Annotated in this window: 16 protein-coding genes; 7 read left to right on the top strand and 9 right to left on the bottom strand. The window is 73.2% G+C overall.

Features of this window, described 5'->3' with window-relative positions; translation table 11 throughout:
• Positions 1–3: 3 nt before the first annotated feature.
• Both LVO85_RS03810 and LVO85_RS03805 read right to left on the bottom strand, forming a co-directional pair.
• Positions 4–1,056: a LacI family DNA-binding transcriptional regulator gene (locus LVO85_RS03810; protein ID WP_232746056.1), complete on the bottom strand. Its 1,053-nt coding sequence runs from the start codon at positions 1,054–1,056 to the stop codon at positions 4–6.
• Positions 1,057–1,285: 229 nt separating this feature from the next.
• Complete coding sequence (locus LVO85_RS03805; RefSeq protein WP_232746055.1) at positions 1,286–1,831, bottom strand: hypothetical protein; 546 nt, start codon at positions 1,829–1,831, stop codon at positions 1,286–1,288.
• Between the two features lie 88 nt (positions 1,832–1,919).
• On the opposite strand from LVO85_RS03805, the gene LVO85_RS03800 reads away from it, so the two are divergent.
• Positions 1,920–2,654: a GAF and ANTAR domain-containing protein gene (locus tag LVO85_RS03800; protein ID WP_232746054.1), complete on the top strand. Its 735-nt coding sequence runs from the start codon at positions 1,920–1,922 to the stop codon at positions 2,652–2,654.
• A 61-nt stretch (positions 2,655–2,715) separates the two neighbouring features.
• Here the strand turns inward: LVO85_RS03800 and LVO85_RS03795 are convergent, their stop codons facing one another.
• Positions 2,716–3,534, bottom strand: coding sequence for a thioesterase family protein (locus LVO85_RS03795; protein ID WP_408637666.1), 819 nt, complete (start codon positions 3,532–3,534; stop codon positions 2,716–2,718).
• Between LVO85_RS03795 and LVO85_RS03790 the strand changes: the two genes are divergently transcribed.
• Positions 3,533–4,558: a DUF2891 family protein gene (locus LVO85_RS03790; RefSeq protein ID WP_232746052.1), complete on the top strand. Its 1,026-nt coding sequence runs from the start codon at positions 3,533–3,535 to the stop codon at positions 4,556–4,558. The two genes, LVO85_RS03795 and LVO85_RS03790, sit on opposite strands and share 2 nt — an antisense overlap.
• A gap of 20 nt (positions 4,559–4,578) precedes the next feature.
• Here the strand turns inward: LVO85_RS03790 and LVO85_RS03785 are convergent, their stop codons facing one another.
• A complete protein-coding gene (locus LVO85_RS03785; protein ID WP_232746051.1) occupies positions 4,579–8,502 on the bottom strand; it encodes a cell wall-binding repeat-containing protein in 3,924 nt (1,307 codons plus the stop codon).
• Positions 8,503–8,619: 117 nt separating this feature from the next.
• Between LVO85_RS03785 and LVO85_RS03780 the strand changes: the two genes are divergently transcribed.
• The 3 genes from LVO85_RS03780 to LVO85_RS03770 all read left to right on the top strand — a co-directional run bounded on the left by LVO85_RS03780 (position 8,620) and on the right by LVO85_RS03770 (position 10,273).
• A complete protein-coding gene (locus LVO85_RS03780) occupies positions 8,620–8,970 on the top strand; it encodes a hypothetical protein (RefSeq protein WP_232746050.1) in 351 nt (116 codons plus the stop codon).
• A 24-nt stretch (positions 8,971–8,994) separates the two neighbouring features.
• Positions 8,995–9,753 carry a CPBP family intramembrane glutamic endopeptidase gene (locus LVO85_RS03775; RefSeq protein WP_232746049.1) on the top strand — a complete coding sequence of 253 codons (759 nt, stop codon included), beginning with the start codon at positions 8,995–8,997 and terminating at the stop codon, positions 9,751–9,753.
• 232 nt (positions 9,754–9,985) lie between these two features.
• On the top strand, positions 9,986–10,273 hold the full coding sequence (locus LVO85_RS03770) for a GNAT family N-acetyltransferase (protein WP_232746048.1): 288 nt from the start codon (positions 9,986–9,988) through the stop codon (positions 10,271–10,273).
• Between the two features lie 19 nt (positions 10,274–10,292).
• On the opposite strand, the gene LVO85_RS03765 is transcribed toward LVO85_RS03770, so the two are convergent.
• Together LVO85_RS03765 and LVO85_RS03760 are read right to left on the bottom strand one after the other, a co-directional pair.
• A complete protein-coding gene (locus LVO85_RS03765) occupies positions 10,293–10,526 on the bottom strand; it encodes an RNA-binding S4 domain-containing protein (protein ID WP_232746047.1) in 234 nt (77 codons plus the stop codon).
• A gap of 33 nt (positions 10,527–10,559) precedes the next feature.
• Positions 10,560–11,189: a DUF5701 family protein gene (locus tag LVO85_RS03760; RefSeq protein ID WP_232746046.1), complete on the bottom strand. Its 630-nt coding sequence runs from the start codon at positions 11,187–11,189 to the stop codon at positions 10,560–10,562.
• A 106-nt stretch (positions 11,190–11,295) separates the two neighbouring features.
• On the opposite strand from LVO85_RS03760, the gene LVO85_RS03755 reads away from it, so the two are divergent.
• Positions 11,296–11,943: a cation diffusion facilitator family transporter gene (locus tag LVO85_RS03755; protein ID WP_232746045.1), complete on the top strand. Its 648-nt coding sequence runs from the start codon at positions 11,296–11,298 to the stop codon at positions 11,941–11,943.
• Between the two features lie 23 nt (positions 11,944–11,966).
• On the opposite strand, the gene LVO85_RS03750 is transcribed toward LVO85_RS03755, so the two are convergent.
• Positions 11,967–12,398 carry an arsenate reductase ArsC gene (locus LVO85_RS03750; protein WP_232746044.1) on the bottom strand — a complete coding sequence of 144 codons (432 nt, stop codon included), beginning with the start codon at positions 12,396–12,398 and terminating at the stop codon, positions 11,967–11,969.
• Positions 12,395–13,720 (bottom strand): FAD-dependent oxidoreductase, encoded by a 1,326-nt coding sequence (locus tag LVO85_RS03745; RefSeq protein ID WP_232746043.1) that lies wholly within the window; start codon positions 13,718–13,720, stop codon positions 12,395–12,397. The genes LVO85_RS03750 and LVO85_RS03745 overlap by 4 nt, the downstream gene beginning before the upstream one ends.
• Positions 13,721–13,794: 74 nt before the next feature.
• Here LVO85_RS03745 and LVO85_RS03740 point away from each other — a divergent pair, with 74 nt between their 5' ends.
• Positions 13,795–14,127: an ArsR/SmtB family transcription factor gene (locus LVO85_RS03740; RefSeq protein WP_332875405.1), complete on the top strand. Its 333-nt coding sequence runs from the start codon at positions 13,795–13,797 to the stop codon at positions 14,125–14,127.
• Between the two features lie 7 nt (positions 14,128–14,134).
• Here the strand turns inward: LVO85_RS03740 and ppk2 are convergent, their stop codons facing one another.
• Complete coding sequence (gene ppk2, locus LVO85_RS03735) at positions 14,135–14,992, bottom strand: polyphosphate kinase 2 (protein WP_232746042.1); 858 nt, start codon at positions 14,990–14,992, stop codon at positions 14,135–14,137.
• Positions 14,993–14,996: the final 4 nt, after the last annotated feature.

Genomic DNA, 14,996 nt, shown 5'->3' with positions numbered 1-14,996 from the left:
GCCTTACTCCTTCGTGTCAGCTGCGGTGTGCTGCGCTTCCGTGCCCGCTGGGGGACACCCGCAGGACTGGCGGATCACCACGGTGGTGGGCAGGGTGTGCTGGTCGGGGTCGCCGGTGCTGCCGACGATGAGGTCGTGCATCCGGGCCGCTGCGCGGGCGCCCAGGTCGCGCACGGGCTGGGCGACGGTGGTCAGCCCGGGACGCACGTAGCGTGCTGTCATCACGTCGTCCCAGCCGACCACGGCGATGTCGCTGGGCACGTCGAGGCCGCGGTCGACGAGGCGGTCCATGACCGCCAGGGCGAGCTCGTCGTTGGCGCACATGAGCGCATCGGCCTCGACCTCGCCGGAGAGCACGAGGTCGGCGACCCGGCCGCCCTCGGTCTCCCGGAGGTCGGCCGGCAGCGGAGGCGCGACCGGGCGACCGTCGTGCGCCGCGACGAAGCCCTCGTAGCGTTCGCGGACGTCGATCGCGAGGTCGGGGCTGCCGACGAAGACCAGGCGACGGCGGCCGTGGTCGAGCAGGTGGCGGGTGAGCTCCTCGGCGCTGGACCGGTTCTCCGTCGCGAAGGACTCGAGGTCTGCGCGGTCGTTGCGGGTCAGCCCGAGGACGGGCACCCTCGCGCGCAGCGCCGTGAGAGTGCGTTCGGGCACGTCGGCGGCCCCCATGATGACGATGCCGTCCACCTTGCCGGCGAGCCGGCGCAGCGCGGCACCGACGTCGTCCTTGCCCTCGCTGAGGAGCAGCACGACGCTGTAGCCGGCAGCGGCGGCCACCGACTCGTAGCCCATGAGGAGCTCGGAGTAGTAGGGCCCGCTGAGCTCGGGCAGCACGAGCCCGTGGGCCTCGTGGCGGTGGTAGGCGAGGGAGCGGGCTGCCCCGTGCGGCACGTAGTCCAGCTCGTCGATCGCGACCAGCACCCGGGCGCGGGTGGCCTCCTTGACGCGGTGCGGCTCCTGCAGCACCCGGGAGACCGTGGCGACCGAGACGCCGGCCCGCTCGGCCACGGTGTAGACCGTCGCCCGCGGGCTGCGGGTGCCTGGCTCCGGCGCCATCGCTTCACGTCCGATCGTCGTCGACCAAAATGTATGCGCATACATTTGTGTGTTGAGTCACAACGTAGACCGTGGTCGGCCCATCGGCAAACCGAACGGGGTGTCGGACGGTCGCGGTGCAGGTGGCCGCGGTGTGTGCGGTCGAGGTTGTGGCGGGCCGGTGCTCTGGGCCTGCGCCGGCCCGGTGCTGTCAGGGCGTGTGCTGGTCCGGTGCCTCGGACGGCTCGGGTCAGCGGGTGCCGCTGTCCCCCGGGAGCGGGGGCTGCGGGCTGGCGCAGTAGGCGAAGTCCTTGCCCTCGGCGGCGTGGTAGCTCGCGAGGGTGTCGCCGACCTGGAGCACCAGCTGGTGGCCCGGGACGAGAGCCTGCGTGTACATCATGCCGGGTTGCGGGCAGCCGATGGCGCCGTCGGGCCAGGTCACGTCGGCGTAGCCCGCCACGGTGACCTCGTCGACCGTGACGTCCGCGCGTTCGGCCATGTCGGCGATGGCTGCCTGGACGGCAGGACGGGCCACCACCTGCTCGGGCACGGGGCCGAGGGGCAGACTGCCGGCCTCGGGTCCGACCGGCAGGGTCGTCGGCGACTCGTCGCCCGGGGTGGTCACCGTGGTCTCCTCGCTGTCGCTGCTGTCGCTGCTGTCGCTGCTGTCGCTGGTGCCGGCCGGTGTCGTCGTCTCGTCGACGGCGGAGCCGGGGGTCTGCTCGGCCGACCCGCACCCGCCCAGCATCAGGCCGGCCGCGAGGGCCAGTGCGGTGATCAGTCGTGCAGCGGGCATGGCACACCTTCCGTCGGGTGAGTCTAGGACGGCCCGAGCCGGGCGGCCGTTCCACAGGGCCGCTGCGCACTGGTGTCACACTGTTGGTATGGACACGCAGACCCAGCTGGGGAGCGAAGCGCCGACCCTGGCCGTGACCGATCTGACCATGGCCATGGTCGAGGTCGCCGAGGCGCTGTCGGAGGCGGCCGACCTCATGGCGTCGGCCCGGGTGGTCGCCGACGCCGCGGTGGCCCTCATCCCCGGCGTCGAGGAGGCGAGTGTCTCCCTCGCCAGGCGCGGGGTCGGCATCGACACCCTGGCCAGTGCCGGCTCGCTGCCGGACCTCGCCGACGCCGCTCAGGTGCAGTGCGGAGAGGGCCCGTGCATCCAGGCCGCCTGGCAGGACAAGATCGCCCGCCTGGACGACACCGAGACCGACCGGACGTGGCCGGAGTTCTCCCGCCGGGCCCGCGCCCTCGGCATCGGCAGCATGCTGTCGCTGCAGCTCAGCCTGCCGCGGCTGGACGAGGAGGACGACCGCATCGGCGCCATCAACACCTACGCCATGCGACCGCACGCGTTCGGGGCCGACTCCGCACGGGTCGGGCTCATCCTGGCCGTCCACGCCTCCGTCGGCGTCGGCAGCGCCGAGCGCGAGAGCCAGCTGCGCACCGCGCTCGACAGCCGCGACGTCATCGGCCAGGCCAAGGGCCTGATCATGGCTCAGCAGCAGGTGTCGGCCGACGAGGCCTTCTCGCTGCTGGTCCGTCAGGCCCGCGACACCAACACCCGCCTGCGCGACCTCGCCGCGACCCTGGTCGCGGGCCATCGACCCGGCTGAGGACGAGCGGCCGGAAACGAGGTAGCCCCCCGGTTGTTGACCTGCGGCGTCTGCCGCAGGCTCACCGTCCGGGCTGGGGGCGGACGGTCAGGACCTGGTGGGCATAGCCCACCGGCCCCTCGCTGTCGTGCAGCACGGTGGAGGTGACACCGAGCCCGGTCGCGCCCCAGGAGACCCGGCCGTCCATCCCCACCCACGGCAGGCGGGGAGCGCGGTGCAGGTGGATGGTCAGGTCGGTGTTCGGGAACATCCACTCCGTCGGCGGCCGGCGGACCCCGATGCCGTTGGCCGTGTCGACGAGGCCCACGTAGCGCGCCAGGTCGGTGCTCTCCTCGCCGTCGACGAGGCCGTAGGGGCTGCGCAGCCAGGCCCGCCCCCGGCCCGCGCGGGCGTCGTCGGCAGCCCGGAACTCCACCGAGGCGATGTAGCCGCCGGCCCAGATCCGCATGCCCTCCCACGGCGTCGTCTCCTCGGGCGACGGCAGCGGGGGGTCCTCGGTCGCCGCCACCGCGGAGGTGTCCTGCCGGCTGAGCCGCCAGGCGCTCGCCCGCACCACGTCGCGGTCACCGACGCTGAGCGTCGCCTCGATGAGCTCGATCGTGCGCCCGGGGCGCAGCGTGCGCGTGCGCACCGTGGACTCCTCCGCCGGGATCATCCCGAGGATGTCGAAGGTGATCCTGCCCAGCTGCAGGTCGTCGCGGGGCTCGTGCCGCTCGATCGCGTGGGTGAGCAGCCCGGAGACGGGCGCCATGTGCTGCTCGCGGTCCGACCACGCGCCCTGCACGTGGATCGTGGGCCGGTAGCGGTGCTCGCCGAGCGCGAGGTAGTAGTGGTCGGAGTCGGTCGGCAGGGTCACGCGGCCAGTGTAGGAAGGGGGCATGAGCCCCTCACCCCTGGTCCGCCGGCACGCCGCCGACTGGGCCGCGATCGCGCGCGAGGTCGTCCGCACGCCCTACCCCTACTCCTCCGGGCACCTGGCGACGGGGCCGGCGGACACCGACATCACGCCCCAGCGTCTCCACCCTGCCTTCCACGGGTCGCTCGACTGGCACTCCTGTGTGCACATGACCTGGAGCCTGCTCACGCTCATGGAGTCGTATGCCGGGGAGCTGGCGCAGGCGGGCGGGCTCGAGCCGTCGCGGGTGCTCGTGCAGGAGCGGCTGACGCCGGGTCACCTCGCCACGGAGGCGGCCTACCTGCGGGCCAGGCCGGCCTTCGAGCGGCCCTACGGCTGGGCGTGGGCGGCACAGCTCGGGGCCCTGCTGCGGCACAGCACCCTCGAGGGTGCCGACGTCTGGTGGGCGGCGGTGGAGCCGCTGTGCGACGTGGTCGCCGACCACGTGCTCGGCTGGCTGCCCCGCCAGGCCTACCCGGTGCGGCACGGCAAGCACCAGAACGACGCCTTCGCGTTCTCGCTGCTGCTCACGGCATACCGTCGCCTGGACCGCCCCGACGTCGTGCGGGCGCTGGAGCGGCGGGCCACGGAGTGGTTCGGCGACGACGAGGACTACCCGACCCGGTGGGAGCCCAGCGGCACGGACTTCCTGTCACCGGCGCTGAGCGAGGCCGAGCTGATGTCACGGGTGCTTGACTTCGACGAGCTCGGCGTCTGGCTCGAGCGGTTCCTCCCCGGCCTCGGCCAGGGCCGGCACCGGACGCTTCTCGATGTGCCGACCGTCCACGACGGCACCGACGGGCAGCTCGTGCACCTGCACGGCCTGGCGCTCTCCCGTGCCTGGCAGCTGCGCGCGGTCGGCCGGGCGCTGCCCCCCAAGCGCGCGGCGGTGCTCGAGGAGGCCGCGCGGCGCCAGGTCGCGTCCGTGCTGCCGCAGATCACCCGCGGTGGCTTCATGGCCACGCACTGGCTGGTCTCGTTCGCCCTGCTCGCCGAGTCGGCGCCCTGAGCGCACGACCCCCGCGTCTGTCAGTCGACCCAGTCCTGGTAGCCGAGGTTCAGCCGGGTCTCGACCCCCAGGCCCACCGCGGTCAGGCCGCCGAGGACGGCGACGTCGCCGGGTGAGAGCCGGTCCAGCTCGGCCAGCACCGCCGCAGGCAGGGCGTGCGGCCGGGTGAGCGTCATCGGGCCTCCCCGGTGGCCGGCGAGGGCGGACCCCGAGAGGGCGTCCGGCCAGTCGGCCCCGGAGGCGACGTAGGTCGCCGGCGCGTCGGCCGGGAACTGCTCGGAGACCGCGACGGCGGTCAGGTAGCGGTTGTCGCCGGATAGGCGCTCGTCGGCGCCGAGCGCGGTGAAGACGTCCTCGCTGACCGCGGACTCGCCGCCGATGACGACCACCTCGTCGGCATCCAGGTAGGTCAGCGCCGCCTGGGTCGAGCCCAGGACCCGGTCCGGCCGGGTGAGCAGCACCGGGGCGTCGAGGTGTCCGGCGAGCGCCCCGCCGGCGAGGGCGTCGGCGAAGGAGGCGTCGGCACCGCTGGCTACATACACCCGGTCGACGCCGGCGGGGTAGAGCAGGGCCATCAGCGCCGAGGTGCCGTAGCGGTTGCTGCCCCCGACCCGCACCACCTCGCCCCAGGACTCCAGGGCCGTCTCGACGCCCTCGCCGACGGCCAGCTCACCGCCCAGCAGCACGATGCGGCTCGGCTCGAGGGCGTCCAGTGCCGCGACGGTCGCAGCCGGCAGGGAGGCCGGCCGGGTCAGCAGCACCGGCGCGGGCGACCCGTCGGCGGCCGGCAGCGTGCTCGGCACCCGGCCGGCTGCGGCGGGTGCCGCGGCCGACAGCGCGTCGGCGAAGCTCGTGCCGCTGGCCACGTAGACCGTGTCGACGCCCTCGGGGTACTCCGCGGCGATGAGGGCTGCGGTCTCGTACCGGTCGCTGCCGCCCAGGCGGTCCACGGTCGGGGCGGTGGTGTCGACCGACACCAGCGTGCGGCCGAGGTCCTGCGTGCCCGCAGAGTAGTTGACCGCGCCGAGGTAGCGGCGCTCGGAGGCCAGCCCGGACCACTGGGCGGTGAGCTCGGTGGGCGCTCCGACGGTGACGTCGGCCTTGCCCGGGGTCACGTTCAGGTTGCCGGCGTCGGTGTCGGCCAGGCGGAAGCCGTGGACCGGCACGGCCACGTCCGACTCACCGGAGAAGAGGTCGATCCCGACCCGCCACGTCCCGGGAGCAGGGTCGTGGACGGTGAGCTCCTCGTCGGAGCCCTCATCGGCGCTGAGGTCGACGTTGGCCAGGTCGGGGTCGAAGAGGTAGAGGTCGACGTCCTGAGCCTCGACCTCGGTGGCGAAGGTCGCGAAGCGCAGCGTCGTGGTGCCCGGTGGCACCGACAGGGCGACGACGGCGTCGAGGCGGACCTCGCCGTCGTCCGGTAGCGGGGACACGGTGGGTGACTGGACCGTCGAGGCCACCAGGCCGTCGACGTCGGTCTCCAGGGTGCCGGTGAACCCGGGGACGACCTCGTAGGGCAGCACCCCGTCGACACCGACGACCCGCAGCTCGTCCTCGGCGGACACGCCCGTCGGCCGGACGGCGACGGGGCTGCGCACGGAGGTGTCACCGGCGGTCCAGGTCAGCGCACCGAAGGTGTAGGCGTCCAGGGGGGCGTCCACGACGTCGAGGTGCACGGTGAACGTCTCGCTGGCTCCCGGCGCGAGGGTGAGCTCGTCCGGGACCACCCTGACCTCCACGCCCGGCGGGTCCTCCACGGTGGCGGTGTAGGTCTGCTCGGTGTCAGCGACGTTGGTCACGGTGCGGGTGACGCTCTGCGAGCCGGTCAGGGCGCCGACGGAGATGCTCGGGTAGTTGAGGTCGCTGGGGTCCGTGGCGGTGTCCGGGCAGGGCCCGCCGACCAGCTGGTACTGACCCAGGGCGCAGGCGTAGGCCTCCCAGTCCGCCAGTGACGAGTCGTAGACCAGCCCCGGCTCGTAGGCCTGCCCGGGCGCGACCTCGCCGGATCCGTAGTCGAGCGGCGTCGCCTCGGCGCCCGCGCGGCGGATGGGCTCGTCGGCGCTGTTGTCGGTGCTGGCCGTCGTCATCATGGCCGACTTGACCGCCATGGGGCCCCAGCCCGGGTTGTCCTGCAGCATCAGCGCGGCCAGGCCGGCGACGTGCGGGGTCGACATGGACGTGCCGGAGAGGCTGTTGAACAGCTCCCCGCCGTCGGCGGGGGACACCGCGGCGACGACGTCCACCCCCGGTGCGGTGAGGTCGGGCTTGAGGAGGTCACCGTCCCCGGCCAGGGCGGGTCCGTAGGAGGAGAAGCCGGCCATCTCGGGCGCGATGACGGCGCCGCCCAGCGGCCCGGAGATCTCCGCCGTGGGGCTGTCGGCCGAGGCGACGTAGTCGCGGACGACGTCGCCGACCGCGCTGGAGACGTGGATGGTCGGCACGGAGTGGAAGTCGGCGGTGAGCGACTCCACCGGCAGCACGTTGGCGTGCACCATGCCCACGCCCCCGGCCAGCGCCACGGCCGCGCTCTTGTCGGTCCGGGCGGTCGACCCCCGGTCGCACACCACGACCTTGCCCTCGGCCTCGCCGGCGTCGATCGCGAGCTGGTCACCCGGGGCGCTGGGGTTGATGTCCAGGTGGCACTCCCGGGCCTGCCGGGCGCTGGCCCCCGGGGCGGGGATGTCCCCGGCGTAGACCAGGTCGGCGGGGCCCACCCCTGGGCCGACCCCGACCCCGTCGAGGACGGTGTCGTCCCCGAGCGTCAAGGTCTTGTTGACGTTGCGGTCGTGCGTGCTGGCGGCGACGGTGGTCGTCCACGGCGAGTTGTGGGCCACGCTGCCGGCGCCGACGGTGTCGCCCGTGTTGCCGGCCGAGGTCGCCACGAAGACCCCGGCCGTCGCGGCGTCGAGGAAGGCGATCTGGTCGGGCGAGACGACGAACGCGGTGCTGCCGGAGACCGAGTAGTTGATGACGTCGACCCCGTCGGCGACGGCGTCGTCGACGGCCGCGACCAGGGCCGACGTGAAGCCCGTCGCCGAGCCCTCGCCGTTGGCCCACATCGCCTTGTAGGCCGCGACGTGCGCCGCCGGAGCCATGCCGCTGCCCACCCCCAGGTCGATGTCGTTGACCGACATCTCGACCCCGGCGTTGCCGGCCGCGGTGCCGGCCGTGTGGCTGCCGTGCCCGTCGTAGTCACGCGGCGAGAGGAACTCGAAGGACAGGACGTCGGGGTGCGGGTAGTAGCGCGCGCCGATGAGCTTGTTGTTGCAGGTCACCGGCTCCTCGGTGCCCGCCTGGCAGACGCCCTGCCAGGTCTCCGGCACGCTCGCGCCGTCCATCTCCGCGAAGCTCGGCGACTCCGGCCAGATGCCCGAGTCGACGACCCCGACGACCATGCCGGCCCCGGCGTCGTCCTGGCCCCCGAAGCGGGTCTGCCAGACGCCGTCGGCCCCGGTCATGCCGAGGTAGTCGGGCGTGCTCACGGTATCGGTGGTGCGGACCTCGTCCTCCCAGACGTTCAGCACTCCCGGCGCCTTGCGCAGCGCGGCGGCCTGGGCGCCGTCCAGCTCGACGGCGAACCCGTTGAAGACCGTGGAGTAGCGCAGCGAGACGTCGTCCTCGGACAGCCCCACCGACTCCAGGACCGCGTCCTGCTCGGCGACCAGGTAGGACTCGTAGCGCTCGGCGGGCGCGGCGGTGGTGTCGAGCTTCTCACCCGCGTCGGGGCGCGTGCCGGGGATGCCGCGCACCCCACCGTCGTAGGTCGCCAGCGAGGGCTCCTCCAGCTGCACGATGTAGCCCCGCGTCTCGCCCGCGAGCGTGGGGTCCTCGCTCTCCCCGTCCTGGGCGGCCGCGGTGGGCAGCATCGCAAGCGGCACGACCAGCGCGGCCGTCGACGCAAGGGCCGAGAGGCGCACGGTGCGCCGACGGGGGTGGTGTCTCACGGTGGGTCCCTTCGGATGTCGGGACGGCACGTGCCCGACCCTGCCAGTGTCGACCGGCGGCGCCTCGCTGTCCAGGCTTCGCGGCCGTTCGTCGCGCCAATGGTTACGGTCGTGGTCATGGAGCTGCTACCCGGGGTGCTGATACTCGTGATGTCCGTGGCCTACCTGACGTCCGAGGTGGTGCTCCGCCGGCGCAGCAGCTGGGAGCGCGGCCCGCTGAACTGGGCCACGCGGCCGATCGCGCTGGTGCCGCTGGCGATCTACGCGCTGGCCGTGGCCGGGTTCGCCCAGGCGGACCTCGCGCTGTTCAACCTCACGAGCATCCTCATCGTCCTGCTGCTGCCCATCACGCTCGGCGCCTCCTACCGCGCCTTCCGGCCCGACGGCCCGGAGTGGGTGCCACCGACCCTCGCGGCTGCGCTCAGCCTGTTCGCGCTCTTCGCGATCTGGCTGGGTGCCCAGGGCTGAGGGCGCACGGCATACGTTGTGGTGGTGCTCGACCGACGCGGCCTGGTCACCGAGACGCTGCTCGTCCTCGGGGTGAGCCTCGGCGCGTCCGCGGTGTGGGCGATGCTCTCGATCACCCGCAAGGTCACCGCACCCGAGCCGCTGTCGGCGCAGACGACGGCGATGAACACCTCGGTGACGCCCGACCGGCCGTGGCTCGACCTGGCCTACCAGCTCGCCGACATCGGGCTCGCCCTGGTGCCGGTGCTGCTCGCCCTGCACCTGCTCGGACGGGAGGTGGGCGGGGGCCGGGCCGCCGCCCGGGGCATGGGACTGGACCTGACGCGCCCCGGCCCCGACCTGCTGCGCGGGGCGCTGCTCGCCGCAGCGATCGGCATCCCGGGGCTGGGGCTCTACCTCGTGGCGCGGGCGCTCGACCTCAACACGTCCGTGGCGGCGGCCAACCTGGCCGACGTCTGGTGGGCGGTGCCCGTGCTCGTGCTGGCTGCCGTGCAGAACGCCGTGCTCGAGGAGGTGCTCATGGTGGGCTACCTCTTCCGCCGCTGGGCCCAGGCGGGGTGGTCGACCTGGTCGGTCGTGGTCGTCTCCGCGCTGGTCCGGGGCACGTACCACCTCTACCAGGGCTTCGGTGGCTTCGTCGGCAACGTCGTGATGGGGCTGTTCCTCGGCTGGGTCTACACCCGGACCCGGCGGGTCATGCCGCTCGTGGTGGCGCACGCGCTGCTCGACGTCGTGGCCTTCGTCGGGTATGCCGTGCTCGCCCCCCGGGTGGGGTGGCTCTGAGCGCCCGCCCCGGATGCGAGGGCTCTCATCGGCCTCTCACGCGGGTGTCATGAGGGGTAACGTCGTCGCCGGAGACCGGGAGGACCAGTGCGCGGGCCTGTGAGCGCCGGCTGCCTCAGGTGCTGCGGTGGTCCGAGACCGACGTGGTCGCCGAGGACGGGACGGTGGTGGCACGGGTGCGCAAGCAGGTCTACGTCCGCAGACGGCGGCCGGTCTCTGACAGGGTGGGGTCATGACTGACGTGACAGTGGTCCACGACGCAGCGGCGTCCCGGTTCGAGGCGCAGGTCCACGGGGAGGTGGTCGGCCACGTCGACTACAGCACCCGGGGCAACACGGTCGAGCTCGTGCACACCGAGGTCGACGAGAAGCGCCGCGAGGAGGGTGTGGCGAGTGAGCTCGTGCAGGGCGTGCTCGACCAGATCCGCATCGAGAAGATGACCGTCATCCCGACGTGTCCGTTCGTCCGCTCCTTCCTGGACGACCACGAGGAGTACCAGGACCTGCTCGCCCCGCGCTGAGAGCGGCCCCTGCCGACGCTCAGCGGACAGGCTCCTCGCGGTGCACGGTGAGCGACTCGCCCTGGTAGGTCACGACCATGCCGGGGCGGATCTGCGTCCCGCGGCGCATGACGACCTTCCCGTCGACCGTCACCTCGCCGTTCTCGACGACCATGCGCGCCATGGCCCCGTCGGGCACCACGCCTGCCAGCTTGAGCAGCTGGCCGAGACGGATGGCCTCGTCACGGATGGGGACCTGCTGGATGTCGCTCACCCCTCCAGGGTAGGGCCCCTCTGACCGGTCCGGTCAGGAGCCGGCGGGGGCGAGCCGGTCGGCCGCCGAGGCCACCCCCAGCCAGCTGTACGGGTTGCCGTCCCAGCACCACCCCAGCTTGGGCGCCCGGCCGCTGATCCACAGTGCCGGCACCCGCCGGTCGCGGCGGCGCGAGCCGGACAGCATGAAGCAGTGGTTCTTCTCCAGGAGGTGCGGTGCCTGGGTCACCAGGGCGATCCCCTCGTCGATCGTGAGGGGCGAGCGACCGCGAGCGGTGACCACCGGCAGCGCCTCCTCCGGTGGGACGCCGCGGAGCTCCTCCCCGCGGTCGGGGTCCACCAGCAGGTATGCCGGGGAGCGGGGGACGGCCAGCATCTCCAGCGGGTGGTAGGTCGCGAGGTCGCCCGGCGCATGGTGGCGGTCGACCACGCCGGGCGGGTCGCTGCCGGGCAGGCGCAGCAGCGGGACGCTCTCGTAGGGGTCGACGAGGGCGCGGGTCACGACGAGGACGAAGGGAAGGGCCCCGTGCGTCTGCGCCGCGAGGGTGTCGGCCACCGGCGCCAGCGGGGCCAGCAGCGCGCGGAGCTGCTGCTCCGAGCGGCGGGCCAGCCGTGGGTAGCCGAGCTCGACGAGCCTGTCGACCTGCGTGGGGAAGTCCGGCACGGACGCCTCCTGGGGTGAGGGGCGAGGAACGCCGTGCTCCGCGGGCCTATTCCCCCGGGTAGCCTGGCGCCGACCGTGATGGGGCCGACGTCCGAGAGGGGCCGAGGTGCAGGTGCACACCGCCGGCGAGCTGACACCGGCAGAGGTCGAGCGGCTTACCCGCCGTGGTCTCCGGCTGGCCCAGCTCACCGTCGCGTACAACGTCGTCGAGGGCGGGGTGGCCGTCACCGTCGGGCTGATGGCCGGTCTGGTGTCGGTGGTGGGCTTCGGCATCGACTCCGGCATCGAGTCGGTCGCCGCCGTGCTGGTGGCCCTGCGCCTGGCCGCCCGGCTGCGCCACGGGGACACCGACGAGCGCCGGGAGCGGCTCGCGCTGCGGCTCGTGGCCGGCACCTTCTTCCTCCTGGCGGTCTACGTCACCGTGGAGGCCGGGCGCAGCCTCACCTCCGGCGAGGCCCCTGAAGGATCTGCCGTGGCTGTGGGCCTGCTGGTGGCCTCCGTGGTGGTGATGCCCGTGCTGGCCGCCCTGAAGCGGCGGGTGGGCCTGCGCCTGGGCGACAACCTGGTCCTGGCCGACGCCGCGCAGACCCGGATCTGCGTGCTGCTGAGCATCTCCACCCTCGCCGGTCTGCTGCTCTTCACACTGACCGGAGCGGCGTGGGTGGACCCGGTCGCCGCGCTCGTCATCGCGGCCTTCGCGGTCCGCGAAGGTCTGGAGGCGTGGGAGGGCGAGCTCGTCGAGGACGACGCGTAGGTGAGCAGCCGCGAGGTGAGGGGTTACGACGGTGGCGAGGTGAGCTGGCCGATGAGCGCCTCGACACGGCCGCGGATGTCGTCGCGGATGGGTCGGACCGCATCCAGGCCCTGACCGGCCGGGTCGTCGAGCTGCCAGTCCTCGTAGCGCTTGCCGGGGTAGACCGGGCAGACGTCGCCGCAGCCCATCGTGACGACGACGTCGGACTCGCGCACCGCCGCGTCGCTCAGCAGCGTCGGCTGCTCGCCGTGGATGTCGATGCCCTCCTCGGCCATGGCGGCCACCGCGGCGGGGTTCACCTGGTCGGCGGGGGCGGACCCCGCCGACAGCACCCGCACGCGGTCGCCGGCGAGGTGCTGCAGGTAGGCGGCCGCCATCTGCGAGCGACCGGCGTTGTGCACGCACACGAACAGGACGGTGGGCCGGCTGCCGGCACCGGTGTCGGACTGGCTCATGGCACCAGTATCCCGACCGGCACGGGGCTGCTCGGCACGGTGGGTCCGCCGCAGCACCCGCCTGCGTCGGCCCCCGCGTCGTCGAAGAGGCCGGCGCCACCGCACACCCCGGTGTCCGGCAGCGTGAGCTCGACCGCTGCCGCGGACGCGAGGTCGCCGGCCAGCGCCGCGGCGATGGAGCGCACCTGCTCGTAGCCGGTCTGGGCCAGGAAGGTCGGGGCCCGGCCGTAGGACTTGAGGCCGGCGAGGTAGAGGCCCCCCTCCGGCATCTCCAGCACGTCGTGGCCGTGGGGTGCGACCGAGCCGCACGAGTGCAGGTTGGGGTCGATGCTGCCGGCCAGGCCGCGTGGTGACTGCAGCCGCTCGTCGAGGTCGAGGCGCACCTCGGACAGGAAGGACAGGTCGGGGCGGAAGCCGGTGGTGGCCACCACCTCGTCGATCCCCTCGACCGTCCGGCCGTCCGTGGCGACCAGACGCAGGCCGTCCGGCTGCTGCTCGACGGCGGCGGTCCGGAAGCCGGTGACGACCTCGACCAGACCGGCGTCGACGGCGGCCCGGACGTGCTGTCCGAGGGCGCCCCGGGCGGCGAGCTCGTCGGCAGCGCCGCCGCCGAGCGCCTTCGCGACCCCCGGCCGGCGCAGCACCCACACCACACGGGAGGTCCCGGTGTGCACGGGCTCGCGGGTCAGCGCGAGCAGCGCGGTCAGGGCGGAGGCGCCGGACCCGACGACGGCGGTGGCCCGTCCGGCATACCGTGCCCGGTCCGTGCCCCGGTCGGGCATCGCGTAGCGGATGTGCTCGGCGAGCTCGCGCTCCCCGGGCACGGGGTAGCCCTCGGAGCCGAGCGGGTTGGGTCGGTCCAGCGTGCCGGAGGCGTCCACCACGGCCCGGGCGAGGATGCGCTCGAGGCCACGGGGGCCCTCGACGTGCACGGCGAAGGGCTGGTCCGGCCGGCCGGAGTCGACCAGGAGGTCACGGTCCTGCCGGGCGACCCCGACGACCCGGTGGCCCGTGCGGACCCGACGGCCCAGCACGGCAGCCAGCGGCGCGAGGTAGTCGTGCGCCCACTGGGCGCCGGTGGGGTAGGTGCCCGAGGGTGGCTGCTGCCAGCCGGTGGGGGCCAGCAGGGCCGCGGCCGCCGGGGAGACGAGCTGCTCCCACGGGGAGAAGAGGCGGACGTGGCCCCAGCGCTGCACGGCGTCGGCGGGGGTGGGCCCTGCCTCGAGCACGAGCACGTCCTGGTCGCGTCGGACCAGCTCGGCGGCTGCGGCCAGGCCGACCGGGCCGGCACCGATGACGACCACGGGGAGGGTGGGGGACATGGAAGGCTCCTTGCTTCGATGAACGTCGATGTAATGATGTTGCATAAGACATCGATATTTGTCAATATATTCCTGTGTCCACGATCCCAGCTCCTGCCGGCGTCGAGACCTGCACCCCGGCCGCCGGGCTGTCGTCCGAGGAGGCGGAGCGGGTCGCCTCCCTGCTGAAGGCGCTCGCCGACCCGGTGCGGCTGCGGCTCTACTCCCGCATCGCCGCCAGCGGCCGGGAGTCGTGCGTGTGCGAGATCGAGGACCTGGGCGTCTCCCAGCCCACCGTGTCCCACCACCTGCGCAAGCTGCGCGAGGCCGGCCTGGTCGAGTCCGAGCGCCGCGGCACCTGGGTCTACTACCGCGCCCTTCCGGAGGCGCTGGCGCCGGTGCGTGCACTCGGCATACCGCTGGGCTGACCCTGGCTCAGAAGCGCTGCGGCACGAACGTCTGCTCGTGCATCGGCGGCCGCACGTAGGGCACCTTCTGCATGACCGGCAGGGTGACCGGCTCGGGGGCCACGTCGACGTAGTCGAACTGGCTCAGCAGGTGGCTGATGCAGTTGATACGCGCGACGCGCTTGTCGTCCGAGGGCACGACGTACCACGGGGCCTGCTTGATGTCGGTGTACTGGAACGTCGTGTCCTTGGCCATGGAGTACTTCACGTAGAGCTCGTGCTCGGCCAGGTCCATGTCCGAGAGCTTCCAGCGCTTCAGGGGCTCGGCGTTGCGCGCCTCGAAGCGACGCCGCTGCTCCTCGTAGGACACGGAGAACCAGTACTTCAGCACGACGATCCCGGAGCGCACCAGGGTCCGCTCGACCTCGGGGCAGCTGCGCAGGAACTCCTGGTGCTCCTCCGGGGTGCAGTAGCCCATGACCCACTCGACGTTGCTGCGGTTGTACCAGCTGCGGTCGAACAGCACCATCTCGCCGGCGGCCGGCAGGTGCTCGACGTAGCGCTGGAAGTACCACTGGGTCTTCTGCCGCTCCGTGGGCTTGGGCAGCGCCACCACCCGCACGGTCCGGGGGCTGGTGCGCTCCGTGATGCGCTTGATCACCCCGCCCTTGCCGGCCGAGCCCCGGCCCTCGAAGATCACGAGGACCTTCAGCCCCTGGGTCTGGATCCAGTACTGCAGGAGCACCAGCTGCTCCTGTAGACGCTCCATCTCCTCCTCGTACACGGACGACCGCAGGCGGCCCTTCTTCGTGTAGAGCTCGGGGTTGCGACGGTCGGGGTCGAGCATGACGTCGTCGGCGCCCTCGGGCACGGTGCTCAGGTTCATGGCA

This window comes from Ornithinimicrobium sediminis (genome assembly GCF_021272345.1).
Lineage (GTDB): Bacteria > Actinomycetota > Actinomycetes > Actinomycetales > Dermatophilaceae > Ornithinicoccus > Ornithinicoccus sediminis_B.
The sequence above is the reverse complement of the archived record's forward strand: the minus strand, read 5'-3'. Positions and strand labels throughout refer to the sequence as shown.

Excerpts from the sequence above, each read along its gene's own strand:
- LVO85_RS03800 (WP_232746054.1), top strand. The coding sequence starts at position 1,920 with ATGGACACGCAGACCCAGCTGGGGAGCGAAGCGCCGACCCTGGCCGTG.
- LVO85_RS03750 (WP_232746044.1), bottom strand. The coding sequence starts at position 12,398 with ATGAGCCAGTCCGACACCGGTGCCGGCAGCCGGCCCACCGTCCTGTTC.
- LVO85_RS03770 (WP_232746048.1), top strand. The coding sequence starts at position 9,986 with ATGACTGACGTGACAGTGGTCCACGACGCAGCGGCGTCCCGGTTCGAG.
- LVO85_RS03745 (WP_232746043.1), bottom strand. The coding sequence starts at position 13,720 with ATGTCCCCCACCCTCCCCGTGGTCGTCATCGGTGCCGGCCCGGTCGGC.
- LVO85_RS03805 (WP_232746055.1), bottom strand. The coding sequence starts at position 1,831 with ATGCCCGCTGCACGACTGATCACCGCACTGGCCCTCGCGGCCGGCCTG.
- LVO85_RS03790 (WP_232746052.1), top strand. The coding sequence starts at position 3,533 with ATGAGCCCCTCACCCCTGGTCCGCCGGCACGCCGCCGACTGGGCCGCG.
- LVO85_RS03810 (WP_232746056.1), bottom strand. The coding sequence starts at position 1,056 with ATGGCGCCGGAGCCAGGCACCCGCAGCCCGCGGGCGACGGTCTACACC.
- LVO85_RS03795 (WP_408637666.1), bottom strand. The coding sequence starts at position 3,534 with ATGCCCCCTTCCTACACTGGCCGCGTGACCCTGCCGACCGACTCCGAC.
- ppk2 (WP_232746042.1), bottom strand. The coding sequence starts at position 14,992 with ATGAACCTGAGCACCGTGCCCGAGGGCGCCGACGACGTCATGCTCGAC.
- LVO85_RS03780 (WP_232746050.1), top strand. The coding sequence starts at position 8,620 with ATGGAGCTGCTACCCGGGGTGCTGATACTCGTGATGTCCGTGGCCTAC.